Origin of the sequence: Clostridium bowmanii (genome assembly GCF_018861315.1) — a bacterium.
In the GTDB taxonomy this organism is placed as follows: Bacteria; Bacillota; Clostridia; order Clostridiales; family Clostridiaceae; genus Clostridium_AD; species Clostridium_AD bowmanii.
Genome location: NZ_JAHLDL010000009.1, coordinates 106725 through 122940 on the forward strand (window position 1 = coordinate 106725; position 16216 = coordinate 122940).

At 30.8% G+C, this 16216-nt stretch carries 11 protein-coding genes; 2 read left to right on the forward strand and 9 right to left on the reverse strand.

Annotated elements, in window-relative coordinates; translation table 11 throughout:
• The first annotated feature begins 574 nt into the window (after window positions 1-574).
• Together KPL51_RS08075 and KPL51_RS08080 are read left to right on the forward strand one after the other, a co-directional pair.
• The gene (locus KPL51_RS08075) at window positions 575-2002 is read left to right on the forward strand and encodes an aspartate ammonia-lyase (RefSeq protein ID WP_216159277.1); all 1428 of its coding nucleotides are present in this window, start codon (window positions 575-577) and stop codon (window positions 2000-2002) included.
• A gap of 234 nt (window positions 2003-2236) precedes the next feature.
• Complete coding sequence (locus KPL51_RS08080) at window positions 2237-3523, forward strand: dicarboxylate/amino acid:cation symporter (RefSeq protein WP_216159279.1); 1287 nt, start codon at window positions 2237-2239, stop codon at window positions 3521-3523.
• Between the two features lie 298 nt (window positions 3524-3821).
• On the opposite strand, the gene KPL51_RS08085 is transcribed toward KPL51_RS08080, so the two are convergent.
• From KPL51_RS08085 to KPL51_RS08125, 9 genes are all read right to left on the reverse strand, one after another.
• On the reverse strand, window positions 3822-7202 hold the full coding sequence (locus KPL51_RS08085) for an Ig-like domain-containing protein (RefSeq protein ID WP_216159280.1): 3381 nt from the start codon (window positions 7200-7202) through the stop codon (window positions 3822-3824).
• Window positions 7203-7451: 249 nt separating this feature from the next.
• Window positions 7452-7985 carry a PilW family protein gene (locus KPL51_RS08090; RefSeq protein ID WP_216159282.1) on the reverse strand — a complete coding sequence of 178 codons (534 nt, stop codon included), beginning with the start codon at window positions 7983-7985 and terminating at the stop codon, window positions 7452-7454.
• A gap of 14 nt (window positions 7986-7999) precedes the next feature.
• A complete protein-coding gene (locus KPL51_RS08095) occupies window positions 8000-10282 on the reverse strand; it encodes a hypothetical protein (protein WP_216159284.1) in 2283 nt (760 codons plus the stop codon).
• A 30-nt stretch (window positions 10283-10312) separates the two neighbouring features.
• Window positions 10313-11116, reverse strand: a complete 804-nt coding sequence (locus KPL51_RS08100) for a type IV pilus modification PilV family protein (RefSeq protein WP_216159286.1) — start codon at window positions 11114-11116, stop codon at window positions 10313-10315.
• Window positions 11117-11132: 16 nt separating this feature from the next.
• Complete coding sequence (locus KPL51_RS08105) at window positions 11133-12374, reverse strand: hypothetical protein (RefSeq protein WP_216159288.1); 1242 nt, start codon at window positions 12372-12374, stop codon at window positions 11133-11135.
• Complete coding sequence (locus KPL51_RS08110; RefSeq protein ID WP_216159290.1) at window positions 12361-12933, reverse strand: PilN domain-containing protein; 573 nt, start codon at window positions 12931-12933, stop codon at window positions 12361-12363. Before KPL51_RS08110 ends, KPL51_RS08105 begins: the two co-directional genes overlap by 14 nt.
• A gap of 9 nt (window positions 12934-12942) precedes the next feature.
• A complete protein-coding gene (pilM, locus tag KPL51_RS08115) occupies window positions 12943-14028 on the reverse strand; it encodes a pilus assembly protein PilM (protein WP_216159292.1) in 1086 nt (361 codons plus the stop codon).
• Between the two features lie 404 nt (window positions 14029-14432).
• Window positions 14433-14864 (reverse strand): type IV pilin protein, encoded by a 432-nt coding sequence (locus tag KPL51_RS23990; protein WP_280526763.1) that lies wholly within the window; start codon window positions 14862-14864, stop codon window positions 14433-14435.
• Window positions 14865-14990: 126 nt separating this feature from the next.
• A complete protein-coding gene (locus KPL51_RS08125; protein ID WP_216159294.1) occupies window positions 14991-16199 on the reverse strand; it encodes a type II secretion system F family protein in 1209 nt (402 codons plus the stop codon).
• Between the last annotated feature and the right edge of the window lie 17 nt (window positions 16200-16216).

Sequence of the window (16216 nt, forward strand, 5' to 3'; positions counted from 1 at the left end):
AGTGCTTATTAATAATAGATGCTATAATTTTAAAACCATTAAAATTCACTTGATTTTAATACTAGCTTAATACTCTCTTAACATTAACATGATACTATTTATATATGAAGAAGGGAGAGTGAAGTATATGAGTAATGAAAGTGTGTTTATAATTACTAAAGATGTCATTGATGAATGTCTTGCTGATTCCATTGAAAAAGAAAGCAAATAAAAAACAAGTCTACATTAACAATGTATGACTTGTTTTTTATTTGCTTTAAATTTTCTTCGGATTTTTTATCTCTACTGTAATTGAGAAAACATATATAAAATTTTATAACAGTATTCTTGCATTAATTAGAATATTCTAAATATTTCTACTAATTAAACGTTGTTAATAATTCCATATAAACCATAAATTGTTTTTAAGCTTACACGGTTTAAAATCACCGTATAAGGTGTAATATAGTACTATTTGCTATATTTTTTTTAGTTGTTCTATTTATTATTAGGACTACCAATTATATCTAAAAATTTGACAAATTTGTTCTAAAGGGTATTATTAGTATATTAAGATAAATAAGGAGGAATTATTATGAATGAAAACTTTCAGAAATATAGAGTAGAAACCGATTCTGTGGGATCTAAAAATGTACCTGTAGGAGCATATTACGGAGTGCAATCACTAAGGGCTGCAGAAAACTTTAATATTACAGGTAAAAGAATGCATAGTGAATTAATAATTAGCCTTGCCCAGGTAAAAAAAGGCACAGCTATTGCTAATAATGAAGCTGGTTTAATGCATAAAGATGTAAGATGTGCTATAGTACAAGCATGTGATGAAATAATAGCTGGTAAATTACATGATCAATTTATAATTGATCCCATTCAAGGTGGAGCAGGCACATCAGGTAATATGAATGCCAATGAGGTAATTGCAAATAGAGCAAATGAAATATTAGGCGGTAAACTAGGTGTTTATGATAAAGTTCATCCAAATGATCATGTAAACATGGGACAATCTACAAATGATGTATTCCCAACCGCAGGCAAAATGACAGCTCTAAAACTTATTCCAAGAACCTTAGATGAGTTAAGAAAGCTGTACGATTCACTTATTGCAAAATCTGTAGAATTTGATGATGTTATTAAAATGGGAAGAACTCAAATGCAAGATGCCGTACCAATTAGATTAGGCCAAGAATTCCATGCTTACAGCTCAGTAATAAAAAGAAATATTACTAGGATAGAAAAAGCTAGTGAAGGTCTAAAAACTGTAAATATGGGTGCTTCTGCCATAGGCACAGGAATAAATGTAGATACAGAGTATTTTAAAAATATTGTTCCAGCAATTAATAAAGTTATTAATCTAGATTTACGTCAAGCAGAAGACTTAGTAGACGGAACACAAAATCTAGATGTTTTTGTAGACGTTTCCTCAGCTCTTAAAACTTGCGCTGTAAGTCTATCCAAAATGTCAAATGACTTAAGATTAATGTCCTCAGGCCCAAGAACAGGCTTTGGAGAAATCAACCTTCCAGCAAAACAAAATGGTTCTTCAATAATGCCAGGAAAGATAAATCCTGTAATTCCAGAAGTAATGAGTCAAGTATCTTTCAATATTATAGGAAATGATGTTACAATAACTATGGCAGCAGAAGCTGGGCAATTAGAATTAAATGCTTTTGAACCAGTTATATTCTATAACTTGTATGAATCTATAGAAACACTTGCCAATGGAGTTAACACCCTTCGTGAAAATTGTATTGTAGGTATTACTGCTAATAGAAAAAGATGTAAATACTTAGTAGATAATAGTGTAGGTATAATTACAGCAATAGTTCCTCATGTAGGCTATAAAGCAGCTGCTAAAATTGCAGATAGAGCAATTGCAACTGGCGAATCTGTAAGGGATCTTGTACTTAAAGAGAATATTTTAACCAAATCAGAACTTAATGAAATACTGGATACAATAGCAATGACTGAACCAGGAATAGCAGCAAAACATTTGATGGCTATATAAATATACAAGTTTTTCATTAGTTGAGTGTGAACAATAGCATCTAATTTTACTATCCGATATCATCAAATAGTAAAATTGGATGCTTTATAAAAATAAAAAAAATTTACTAAAGAATAAGAAAACGTTTACTAGCAACCTTTTACATACATTATGGTTAACTACAAAATGTAGTATTTAAGTTGATTATGGAATTCTATAACCAGCTAATTAAAATTTCTAAAGGAGGCGTTTTAAATGAGTAAAAAAAAGATGAGTTTGACAACCAAAATCCTTGTTGCACTATTACTAGGGTCAATAACTGGAATTATTGTTTTCCAATTACCAGATGGAGTTTTTAAGGATACAATTTTAATAAATGGAGTTTTCCAATTAGTAGGTCAACTTTTTTTAAGAGGAATAATGATGCTTGTAGTTCCATTAGTATTTATTTCCTTAGCAAATGGTGCAGCTAGTATGGGCGATATAAAGAAACTTGGTAGAGTTGGGGGCAAGACTGTAGCTTTCTATCTATCAACTACAGCAATAGCTATTACTATTGCACTATGTTTAGGCTATTTTCTAAAGCCAGGAGCTGGTTTAAATTTAGAAATGGTTAAAGCAGTAAAAACTACTACAGCCGCCACCAAAACTCCCTTGGTACAAACACTATACGAAATGGTACCCAAAAATATAACTTTAGCTATGTCCGACGGAAATATGCTTCAAATCATTATAGTTGCTGTATTAGTTGGCATAGGTTTATCACTACTGGGGAAAAAGGGTGAGTCCTTAATTAATTTACTTGAAAACTTAAATGATTTAATAATGAAACTAGTAGATATTGTTATGAACTTTGCACCTATTGGTGTATTTGGACTTATAGCTAAAACCTTTGCCACTGTAGGCTATGTAGCCATGATTCCACTAATGAAATATATCCTCACAATATATCTTGGTCTGATACTTGTTTCAATATTAGGATATGCAAGTCTTTTAAAGGGTTTTACTGGGCTATCTATAAAGAAGTTTTACAAGAAATTCTTCCCAGCTATGTCTGTAGCTTTCTCAACAGCTAGTAGTAATGCTACAGTACCAGTAAACTTAGATATATGCGAAAAAAAATTAGGAGTCTCAAAGGGAATTGCTGCTTTTACTATTCCATTGGGCGCAACTGTTAATATGAACGGTACCGCTATTATGCAAGGGGTAGCCACCTTCTTCGTAGCTCAAGCATACGGTATTCCTGTTACACTAGGTATGATGGCAACAGTTGTCCTAACTTCAACCATTGCTTCTATAGGTACAGCTGGAGTCCCTGGTGCTTCCATCATTATGCTATCTATGGTATTTCAATCTGTAGGCCTTCCCTTAGAAGGAATCGGACTTATAATGGGGGTTGATAGATTGGTAGATATGGGCAGAACCGTTGTTAATATTACAGGAGATGCTATTTGTACTGTTATAATAGCTAAGCAAGAAAAAGAATTGGATGTTGATGTATTTAATAATATGAAGGATGATGAGGGGGGGAAGGTTGCTTAGGTAAATGTATTGTTTGTAAAAAGGTGTAGTTTGTTTACTACACCTTTTTTTGATGGATTAATTCAATTGTTTTTGGCCCGCATATCTTTCACCTAGCCATCGAACAATTTCCTTTTTAGGTTACTGTCCTTACCCCCTAGAATGTAATATAAAAAACACCTTAACGACGAAAAAACTACCGAAATATAAATTTCGGTAGTTCCCTCTTAACTTCACACCTTTCGACAAGTGACAGTCACTCTTGCTGGACTTTCTTTTTGCAACATAATTTTATTTTTTTTACGAGTATCTGTCACCCTTATTGTAATGATGGTAATTTCACAACATTAATAATATGTTTTTCTATTCTTTCAAAGCCATTAATCTTAATAAAATCACTAATATTTGTTCCTAAATTACGTGCTGTAGATTTAAGGACAAGTACATAATCTGTTTTGTCCATTGGTAACCCTTTGATAGTAAAAGCATTACCAATTATATATAAAGTTTTAATTGGAGTTATTAAATCTGTAATTGAGTATACTTTCACTTCTGAAATCGTAATAAAGTTAGTACTGTTCATATTCAAAGTAATTTCTTGATTTTTCAAATCTTTAATTTCAAAAGCTAAATTAGTATTAAATCCTTTTACTATATTAATATCTCCTACTATCTCAGTAAATTTATTATTTACAAATAACCCTGTTTTAATTTTAGTTTTATCAATGTTTCTAATTTCTAGAGACCCTTGTTCACTAATATTGCCAGCTAAATCTTTACATTGAGCATATATAGTATCATTAGTATCTACAACCACTGCTCCAGTATAATTTAACCACTTACCTGAAATGCCTATTTTATAGTCTTTAATAGCAGCATCATTTGGATAAATTATTGTTATACTTACGTTTTCTTTTGTTTGTGTAGTTATATTAGCCCTTAGTGTTGGTGTAGATGGTACTACTGTATCTATTGTTATACTTAGTCCTACACTTACTCCACTTATATTACCCGCTATATCTTTTGATTTTGCTGTAATATTATTAACTCCATCGTTTAGTTTGTCTGCGTCTGTTATTGTTATACTAAAGTTTCCATCAACAGTTGCTTTTCCAGTTCCTATTAGATTTCCATCTTTATCATAAAGAGTAACAGTGTTATCAGGATTTGCTTTACCATTTATAGTTGGTGTATTATCACTTGTAATATTATCTGTATTTGATATTCCTGTATCTGAAGCTGCTGCTAAGTCAAGATCTGTGGGTGCTTTTACCATACTATCTATTGTTATTATTAATCCCGCTGATCTTGAACTTATATTTCCTGCCATGTCTTTTGCTTCTGCTGTAATAGTATAAACCGCATCAGCTAGTTCTGATGATATTGTTATGCTGAAATTTCCACTAGCATCTGTTATACCTGTGTTTAATACTATATTCCCATTATAAAGAGTAACGGTACTCCCAGGTTCTGCTTTACCATTTATAGTTGGTGTATTATCACTTGTAATATTATCTGTACTACTATCACCAGTGTCTGATGACTCAATTAAATCTAAATCTCTTGGTGCATTTGGTGGAGTTTTGTCTATTATTATAGCTAGTGGTGATGATGCTGGACTTTCATTCTCATATCTGTCTTTTGCTTTTGCTGTAATATTATAAACTCCATCCGGTGTTAATTCATTTGTTGTTATACTAAACTTCCCATTAGCATCTGCTATTCCAGTTCCTATTGATATATTTCCATTGTATAGAGTAACTGCACTGTTTGCTTCTGCTTCACCAGTTATTGTTGGTGTAATGTCATTTGTTAAATTATCATTATTTAATACTCCTGAATCAGATGAATCCGTTAAATCAAGTCCTGTTGGTACTTTTATGTCTTTATATGTGAGATTTATAGTCTGTATGCTTTCTGCCCCTCTTGAATCGGTAGCTACTATTTTAACTGTAACTGTATCACCAACTACTGTATAGTTATCGAAAGTATTTTTTATAGTAGTACCATTAATTACATTTCCATTATAAACCTCTCTATCTTCTATATATATTTTTACGCCTATACTAGAATCTCCTAGGTCTAAATCTTCAATTAATGCTTCAACAAATACCTTTTTATTTTGTGATACAATATCCGTTGTTTTAGGTGAAATAACAGTAATTATTGGATTATGATTTGCACCTAAAAACGCTCTATACATAGTATTAACAAATAGCTTTTGTTCTGATACGGGGAATCCAGATGATGTATGTCCTGTTCCTGAATATGTCAAATTCCCTTTTGAATATGTGTAAAAATGATTATAACTATCATATGGATCTCTATCACTGCCTGTAAGGTTGTACCAAGGTATAACGTCTTTGTCTTCTAAATTCAGTGTATAGTATTGATTATGTGTTGTTGCAATAGTAATCGTATCATCAAGTACATATGGGTACATAGTCATAAGACCTTCGTTTATTTTTTTTGTTGAAGTAGTTTTGTTTGGTGCACCATTACCTAAGTCAGTGTATGGAGTTTTCTGACCAAAAGCACCTGCATATGAACTCCAGGTTGGTGAGCTTGCAAATAAAATATCATGTGTAAACATAACACTTTGGTTTGTAGCTATAAATTTATCAAGTTCTACTTTTGCCTCAATCCCTAACCTCGCATTTCCATAAGTATCAGCAAAACCAAATAAAATCATATCATACTTTCCATTTATTTCTTTGTATTTACTACTATTAAAAGTATTCATATCCACTACTTCAATTTTTATTTGATAATCCGTTCCATTTAAAAAACTTTGAGTCATATTGCTATTATTTAACAAACTACCAATAGTTCCACTACTGGTTACTTGAAGTACATTTACAATTACTTTTTGATCATTAAACTTAATATATCCACTTTGTATATCTTTTTTACCACTGCTATCTATAGATTCTAAAGTCCAGTTTCTAATGCCTGATAATCCTCTTGGAAAAATATATGAAATATATCCTGACGTTGAACTCTTCGTTGCAACTACTTCAGAAGGTTCATTTATATTATTATAGTTTCCATCTAAATATAGCTTCAAATTTATATTACTACTGGCACTTGTTACGTCATAATTCAAAATAAAAGGATTACCAGCATTATATGTCTCGCCATTTGTATAATTTCTAATGTTTAATACTGGTTTGTTTGGTGTATAATTTCGCATTAAAGTTATAACACTATTTGTATCTGTAACTACTTTTACATTAGTTTTAGTATTATTTTTGTAACTAGAAAATTTAGAGTTTAATATAGTACCTTTGAAAACATCATTATGAAGTATTAGAAGATAATCTTTATTTATAAAATTATTTATAATCTCATTTGCTTTTAAATTTGTTATGTCATTCAGTATATTTTTTGTATTGTGATTTTTATTAATTATAGCGCCAGTTGCATAAGTTCCTGTACCGATGTATATAATGTCATACAATCCTTCTATTTGATTTCTATTCGCTACAAATTGTTTCATGCTCATAGTGGTTATCTTTTGTATTTCTGTAGAAGTCAGTGTTGTTAAATTTGAAGCTCCTGAATCTGTAATTTCTAGTATGCTAACATTTGATGCCAAGCTGGTGGCTGCATAAGTTGTTTTAGTATTTACCATACCCTGAAAGTTTAAAAAGACAAATGTAAATATTAACATTACACAAACTATCCTTTTGACGTTCATCTTTACCCCTCCTTATTTTGTTATTACTATATAAACTATTTATCTAAACAAATCTCCTATCCTATACCACCTTCACTTTATAATATGTGAAAAGCTATACAAATTATTTACCCTATCTCATTTTAATGTTTTGGTTATCATTTATAGTCTTCTTGTCTACTTCAACATAAGCTGGCATACCTATAAATTCAAAGTGATTAATTACTCTCTTTGTCAAATATCAACAACAAGTTCGGATTATGTTTTTATCTAGTTTCTAAAATATATTTCGCTTTTTACAATTTTATCTTCGTTATCTCTAATTCCTCCCTCAAAGGCTATTTCAATTTCAATTCCTATAACCTTTGTACCACTTCCATTTGTTGTGATCTCTTTACAAATAACATATTCAACCAAATTTGCTATTTCTATTTTGCCCTCGTCAACTCCATTATCAATCGTATCTAACATTAGCTTATTGTCTTCTACAGTAAATGTGTACTCAGTGTACTCCGTGTGTTCCATTACTAAATTCTTAGTTAATTTTAAATATTCCACACTATTATCTATTTTTTCATCGGTACCTGCAGTGCTTATTTTTACACTACTAGATTCCATACCAATATTAGTTATTTTTTCAATAGCTTTTTCAGCTTGAGTCTGAATTTCTACTTCTGTGGATACCCTATTCAAAGATTTATAATCTGATAAAAAAAAGGAATATATAGCAGTCATAACTATTGATAAAATTGCCATAGATATTATAAGTTCTACAAGTGTAAATCCTTTTTTATTTCTATACATTCCTATCACTGCTCCTATTTAATTATTGTCCAATTTTTAATCATTATTAGGTTATTCTTTTGTATAAGCTTATCAGCATCTATTTTTAATCCATAGGATGAATTAATAAATGTATCATATGACTCTTCTACATTTTTTGTATTATCATTAATAAATACACCGTTGAAAAGCTCATTATAATTACTAAGTATTAGTTGGCTAATATATGTTCTGTCGTATTCAAGCTTTTTTTCTTCAGAACCCTGGACTGTTAAGTTTCCTCCAACAATTATAGTGCCTGTAAAATCCATTCCACCCTTTATTGTCAAATCTCCAGTTATAATTACTATCCCTTTCTTAGCAGCCTTTTTAGCATCCGAATTGAAATCTAAAATATAATTTCCTTTATGAATAAGGATAAGTTCTTCGTTTTCCAATTTATCATTTTCTACTAGTTTACTGCTATCTATCTTGCATGCATCCGTTGAATTATTTCCAAATATATCATTGGTTTTCTCTGGGTAGGTATCTCTTTTTTCTTTTTCACTAACCGGAATTTTAACCTTAGCTCCCATATTGTTAACCATCTTATTAAATTCATTTCTTTTTTCAACTATATACTGTTCTTTATCAATAAGGACATGTTGTGGTGTGATTATTCCATTAGAAACAATTGCGCCAGTATTGATTGTTTCAGCACCTAGAGTCACTCCATTAAGAATTAGACCGCTTCCACCTTCTTTAGCTTTATATTCATCATCATAAGCTTTAAAATAAATGCTTTTCTCTTGTGCAAGTAAGGGTCTTTTTTCAGTATTAAGACTTGATACTACTGTAAGTGGGTCAAAATTTTCAAAAATTATATTACTTTCATCAAGCTTTACATCATTTTTTCCAACAATATTACCTGTAAGTGGGTAGGTATAAGCTCTATAATTTCCCTTTATAGCTACCGATTCACCAGTTTGATATTGACCTGTTTCTAATATAAATGAATTCACATAAGGAATATCAATATAACCAACTCCACTAATAATACTATCCCCTGCAATTGATAGGGTGGAACTAAGGTTTAAAGCTGTATCTGAATCTGCATTAACAATAATAGTACTGGATTTATTTGCTTTTCCAAATGCAGTGTTCCCCTTTTCACCTAAACTATCCATGCTACCATCATCAATCCCATAAAAACCACCTTTAATATCAACAGTACTATCATTAGCATTCAATTCCAAATCATCAGTAGTATATACAGAGCCACTTTCAACCGGACTAGACATTTTTTCAACTTTTAATTCAGATCCAATAGCTGTCTCATTAACTATTACGTTTTTAGCAAATATATTACCCCAGATGGTGTTATCACTCTTTTGGTTTATTGTAAAGTCCTCTGCTGTAGATATATTACCTATTATCCTTGCAGTAGATTTTTCAGCATTAAAATTTATTCCACCATTTGCTCCATTTATTCCTTTAACATATATATCTGCTGGAATATCTACGCCACTTTTGTTCTCTCCTACAATTAAATTTCCTTCTTCAACAAACATATTTCCATCTACCGCTAAAGCTTTTGACCAAACCATGTTAGGAATTCTAATAGTATTCATATCAACGTTGTACTCCTGTCCATACTCTGGTACAGATACATCATAAGTAGCTCCTATTATTTTTTCTATCCCTTTATCATCCTTAAAGATGGATTTTAACTTTACACTTAATAACTCCGTTACAAAGCTCTGCTTAGGCCCAACTAAAGTAACACTTGGCTTTTTTTCTGATAATTTATAACTATAGTCACCCTTTAAAATAACACTTCCAGCAGCATCCACGTCAAATAGATTAGCTTCAATATATTTCTTGTACTCTGCCTTAAATCTTATTTTTTGTTCTTTTTTTAATTCATAAGTAGTAAATATTCCATTTGAATCCACAGTAATATAGTCATTGCCATAATGAACCCTATCCCAATTTGTTTCCCACTCTACTTCCCAAGTTGATTTTTCTTTCGGATTATTGATTATTTCTTGTGCTTTTGCCTGTTGCTTTTCAATCTCTTTGTCCATCTCACCTTTAGTGAATACCTCAACCTCTGTATTACTATAATTAATTGCATTATCTATTACACTACCAATGATTTTATATGACTCATCAATTCCAGCTTCAGATGCATAGAGATTTTCTTTTACTTTCCCTTTAACAAAATTATACTTATAATTAGACAATGTTAGTCCTAAAAAAGCAGTGCCTAATAAGCTCAAAACAGAAAAAATTATCAAAACTAAAATCAATGAAGAACCTTTTTTACATCTTCTCATTCCCATATCACATCCCTAGTTTATGTAAGTTTAAGAAATTTTTTTATATCCTTTCAATTCCTGAAGTATTTCAGTAGTACCCATTTTTCTAATCTCTACCTTAACTTCATAAAGTCTATATATAGGCCCAGTGCTATTAGATAAATCAGATGGATCAATACTGTAATACTCAGCATTACCGATATATTGGTTAAATTCGAATTGTGAACTATCGTCCTGTTTTATAAAGTGTAATTTTAATTTGTACTTGCTACTAAAATTCAAAATATCCATTTTCAACTTATCTTTTGATAAATAAATTTTAATATTAATTTCCGGATTTATCCTTGCATCTAGGGGAAAGTTGTAAACCCCATCTAGTCCCAGATCTAGACTACTATCATCAGATTTAATTTTAACAATTGAATTGCTATCAACCGTGCCCAAATCTTTTATTATAATACCAACACTCTTATCATAAATTCCAATATTTGAATAATCAAACTTCATCACAATATCTGCATCAGCATCCTTAATAATACTAAACTCATCAACTACTTGACTCTCAGAAGGTTTGATTAAAGTTTCTGTTATTTCATAACTACCCTCAGTACGATTTTTAGTTAACACATTTCCTACTTGAGTATAACCAACAATAATATACTTAGGAGACTTTATTCCCTCCATCTCCTTTTGAGCTAAGGATAATGCCTGCATCTTTTCATCTGACTTTTTATTCATTTTCACACTATTTAAGGTTAATGACAAAATAGGACCAATAATTATTGATAGAATAGCTATACTCACAATAATTTCTATTAAAGTAAGACCTTTTTTACTTTTTATAAACTTCATAGTCTCTCCTCATTTACTATCTATTGACCAAAACGTTACCTTTTTCTTTTAATATATTAACTCTTGGCTTCACTGTATCATCATTTTGAACATTAACCACAACAGTCTTGTCAGTATCATTAAAGATTTTTATATTTGCACCAGCAAGATCTGTTTCTCCACCTCTCTTTTGAGAGAAAATTTCCAGATTAATATTTTCTGATGATAAAACAAATTCATTGACACTATTAAAATCCTTTGGATACGCCTCTATACTTGTTTTATACTTATAGTAATACTTGTCACCCTTTTTACTAAAGTGGAATTCCACTGCCTCCACACCTATGTTATCTGCATATACATATGAACTTGTAGAATTATCTTCAGCTTTTCCTATTCTTATAGTAGGTAAATCCGACGTAATAGGTTTTGCACTCATTACAAAATCATTTTTAACCTCAACCTTCTTCTTTGTAGTTACATTAACAGACGTAACTGCACCTTCAAAAGGATTTTCCTTACCACTTGGCACTTTATAATCCCACTTAAAATCATCATTATTAATAAGCTTTGGAACACCATAAAACTGTACTATAACATTTCCTGATACAATATTGCCCTCTGCCGCTACTATATTTATATTATTTATAATTATCTTTTTATCGTAATTTTCTACTTGCTTTATAAAGCTTATAAGTTCCTCATATATGCCTTTAAATTCAAGTGTAACTTGCATTGTATATGCACCTACAAGCTTTGTATTAACAGTTTTAGTAGTTGCAGTATTTGTTTCTACCTTAGTAGTATTTGTCTTTTCTGTAATCGCTTCTTTGTTTAAAGTACTATTAAAGTCATTTACTAACTTGTCCAATTCATTGATAGTAATTTTTTCATTAGTTGCCGTATTAGTTTTGCTCTTATCTTCTTCTGTGTTATTACTACTCACTTCTGAAAAACCTAATACCTCTGCTTGAAGCTTACTTTCTTTAATCATTTTATCTAAAACCACAATGATTTCTTCCTGCTGTATTGATGGAAATAGCATATCTGTTTTACTAAATATTTTCGCATTTAAAATTTTATACTGTTCATTTTTTTCACTTTTTGATGCAATCTTAGCTTTAACTTGCTCCCATTTTTGCGAATACGTATCTCTACTGACTTTTAACTGCACTATCTTTTGATTTTGAGGTATGTAAAAAAATTTGTAAAAACAGTAACCTAATAACACTATTAATAAAGTTCCTATTAGCATTTGTTCCCTTTTAGTTACCTTCATAATTATCAACATCCTTTAAAGTACAACTTATACTAAAAGTTAAATTTTTATTATCTACTGATGAAGAATTTATATTAGCGATATTAACATCTTTCACCACATCTAAATTTCTTAAAGCTCGTTCAAATACGGCTATTGTTTCTCTATCTTTTCCTTCAGCTTGAAGTTGTACTCCACTGGCATCCAAAGCTATAATTTTAAAATACACCCCTTCAGGAACGCAAGTATTTATTTTATTTACTAATTTACTACCTAAAAAATTACTATTAATTATTCCATCACTAATATTTGTAACTATACCATAGTACTGATTCATTATAGCTAATTTTTTTTCTTCATTTTCTATCTCTTTCAGCTTAGCAATATTATCTTTTGTATTTAAATTTTGCTGTATATCAGCTATTTCTGAATTTAGCTTATTTATATTAAAATAATTAAATGCATAAGTAAATACAACGAATAATACTAAAGCTGTAGATAAAATAACAGCATAAAAATATTCTTTTTTAAAATCTTTTTTACCTCCCTTATAAGGAGCAAAAAAGTTAAAATCCTTCATAAGTTTCACCTACCTCAATCTTATTATCGCTCCTATAGCATTTAAATACATGCTTAATTCAGCATCTATAATAGATGAATCTACTTTAGATGTATTTAGCTTAGAACAGTTTACATTACTTAAACTTTGTATTTTAGTAACCGGTAAGTTCAATATTTCTTTTATAAATGTTTCTATACCCTTAATATTTGAACTTCCTCCATAAATATATATCTTGTCTACTTTATTTCCTTGATCCTTATTTTTATAATAGTTAATCATTCTTTCTATTTCTTCAGTCCAATTTCTTACTTGTGCTTTTGCAATATCGTTTACGGTTGAACTTTGCCTATCACTTGAAGCTTCACTTTCTAAATTACATTGTTCAAGCTTTTGATCCTCAGCTTCCTCTTCCGATATGGATAATTGCTTAGCAATATCTATATCTATATTAGAGCCACCATAATTAATAATTCTAGTAAACTGTACATTCCCATCTGAAATAATATTAACATTTATAAAATCATATCCTAAATCTATAACCCCAACAGTATCTTCTAAACTGTAATTTTCATCATTAACTTTTATATTTTCAATAAATAACTTATTAATACTATTTGAACTAATATCTAATGCCACTGCATTACCCTTTAATTCCTTTACTAAATTATAATATCCCTCTGCCATAATTTTAGGATATACTACTACTGTAACTTTAGCTTGTTTTATACCGTCCTCTTCAAACTCTTCTAATATTTTATATTGCATTATATAATCATCAAACATTATTGGTAAATATCTTTCCATCTGAAACTTAATTATAGAGTTCATATCTTCCTTTTTAGCAACTGGAATATCAATGTCTCTAGTTATAACTGTTGTGCTTTTTGTGGTGATTATAATACTTTTACTTCTTATATTTTCCTTTTGCAACACATCTGAAATTTCATTTTTAAATTTAGTTATATCTATAATATTCCCATCATGATAACATCCTACTGGAGTAGTCATTGTGATGGTTTTTTCTATGATTACATTTTTTTTACTCTGAGTTCCTAGAACTATTTTTGTGTCTTTTGAACCTATGTCTATGGATAGGACTTTTGAGTTGAACATTGGTGGTCACCTCTTTTTTAGTTTGTTTAGTTAAAATATTTAATATATACTTCCAGTTTTTGTTACATGCCATGAGGTGGTAACAAGAACTGGAAGTTTTTATTTTCTCATGTTTTTACTATAGGCATAATTCGTGGTACACATTAATATTTTCATTCACAGTTTGTTCATGACCCCCGGGGGGGCATTGCGAAGGGATTGATTTTGCTTTGTTTGTTGATTAGTATGAATAAATGGTAAATATTTGCTCTTCCCCCGAGGTGCTAGGAGGTGACTGGAAGTCAGCTCCTTGCTAATGACCCCCGAGGGTCATTATCGGAGGGACTGAGCTTGCTAGCCACTTAATTTCCATATACTGGGTGGCTGGCACGATCCCTTTCCATTAATCCCCTGTCACCTGAATTTTAAGGAGCAATAGTTGCTGGTTTATTAACTAGTCTAGTTGCCGTATACTCTATTGAGTTTAATGTTTCTTTAAGAACAAAGGCGCCATTCTTATCGTAACCTAAAGTTTTTACTCCATTTTTCACATCAATATTTATAGCAGCCAATTTCACTACGGGATCTGATGCCAGTGTACTAAGGTCTACTGCTGTCACTGGTGTTAATTCTCCTGAAGCTGATTCAGTTAATAATGATTCAATAGCCGTTGTAATTTGTGCTGCGTCTGTAACAACTTGAGTTCTTCTCGCTTTATCTTGAAAACCTGTTAATCTAGGAATTGCAACAGCTGCTAAAATACCGATAATCGCAATAACAACAATCAGTTCAATTAGAGTAAACCCTTTCCTCTTCTTTTTCTTAACTAAATCCATTTTTATTAAATTCATTTCCATTAATAATTCCCCCTTATAAATTAATATTTTAAATATATAATAATGATTTAACTACAAAATCTCCATATTACAATATCTGTAATTTCCATGCACATATTTTGTAGTTTTATCATATTAATCAAACAATTACTGGACTGTCTTTCCCATGTCAAATATTGGAAGCATCATTGCAATAACTATAAATCCAATTACAACCCCCATTACTATTATCATAAGTGGCTCTATCATTGCAGTCAGTTTTTTCAGTGACGCCTCTAATTCTTCATCATAAAAATTTGCTGTCTTGTCTAATATATCGTCTAGTGAACCTGATTCTTCACCTATTTTTATCATAGAGTGTAGCATTATTGGAAATATTGTTGTTTCTCCTATGGCTTCACCTAAAGATACACCTTTTAGTACTTTTTCTTTGATTGCTTCTAAGGCTTTTTCTGCTACTTTATTTCCAACTACTTTTTGCACTACTTCTAAGGCTTGTACCAAAGCTACCCCACTAGCAAGTACAGTAGATAGTGTTCTAGTAAATCTAGATACTATTACTTTTTCTGTAGTATCTTTAATTATTGGTAATTTTAATTTTAATCCATCTAGTGTTAATCTACCTGCTGGAATTTTAGCATAGGTTTTTGCACCATAAACTGCTCCACCTATAACGGCAATTAGAATATACCACTTAGTTTGTATAAACTTACTTAACCCCATAACTATCCTGGTTGGTGCTGGTAATGCTACTCCTGAGCCTTCAAACATCCCTGCAAAGGTAGGCATTATAAAGGTTAAAAGGAAAATTACTACTACCACTGATAAGCCCGCTAGTACCATTGGATAAGCCATGGCACTCTTAAGTTGGTTGTTTATTTTGTTTTCTTTTTCAAAATGGGTTGCCATTCTGCCCATTATTACATCTAAATTACCACTGACCTCACCAGTATTAATCATATTTATCAGTAAATCTGGAAACACATCGTTATGCTTTGCAAGCGCCTCTGAAAGAGATATTCCCTTCTGCACATCATCATATGCTTCATCTAAGCATTTCTTTAATTTTTTATTCTCAGTTTGTTTTCTTAAAACATCTAATGCATTAGAAATATTAGCGCCTGCGTTTATCATGGTGTGAAACTGTCTACAGAAAATGTATAAGTCCTTTGTTTTAACTTTTGCAAAGGATTCAAATAAATCCTGCTGTTCACGTTCTAATACTTCTTTTATTTCTATAGGATAGTAGTTATTATCCTCTATCATGGCTAACACTTCGTTTTGACTATTAGCTTTAAATGTTCCATCTATTTTCTCACCTTGATGGTTCATAACTCTATACTTAAAAGTAAGCACTTTATCACCCCCTTTTT

Bases quoted from the DNA above. Each gene is read 5' to 3' on its own strand.
- KPL51_RS08075 (WP_216159277.1), top strand. From the start codon at position 575: ATGAATGAAAACTTTCAGAAATATAGAGTAGAAACCGATTCTGTGGGA.
- KPL51_RS08080 (WP_216159279.1), top strand. From the start codon at position 2,237: ATGAGTAAAAAAAAGATGAGTTTGACAACCAAAATCCTTGTTGCACTA.
- KPL51_RS08085 (WP_216159280.1), bottom strand. From the start codon at position 7,202: ATGAACGTCAAAAGGATAGTTTGTGTAATGTTAATATTTACATTTGTC.
- KPL51_RS08090 (WP_216159282.1), bottom strand. From the start codon at position 7,985: ATGTATAGAAATAAAAAAGGATTTACACTTGTAGAACTTATAATATCT.
- KPL51_RS08095 (WP_216159284.1), bottom strand. From the start codon at position 10,282: ATGAGAAGATGTAAAAAAGGTTCTTCATTGATTTTAGTTTTGATAATT.
- KPL51_RS08100 (WP_216159286.1), bottom strand. From the start codon at position 11,116: ATGAAGTTTATAAAAAGTAAAAAAGGTCTTACTTTAATAGAAATTATT.
- KPL51_RS08105 (WP_216159288.1), bottom strand. From the start codon at position 12,374: ATGAAGGTAACTAAAAGGGAACAAATGCTAATAGGAACTTTATTAATA.
- KPL51_RS08110 (WP_216159290.1), bottom strand. From the start codon at position 12,933: ATGAAGGATTTTAACTTTTTTGCTCCTTATAAGGGAGGTAAAAAAGAT.
- pilM (WP_216159292.1), bottom strand. From the start codon at position 14,028: ATGTTCAACTCAAAAGTCCTATCCATAGACATAGGTTCAAAAGACACA.
- KPL51_RS23990 (WP_280526763.1), bottom strand. From the start codon at position 14,864: ATGGAAATGAATTTAATAAAAATGGATTTAGTTAAGAAAAAGAAGAGG.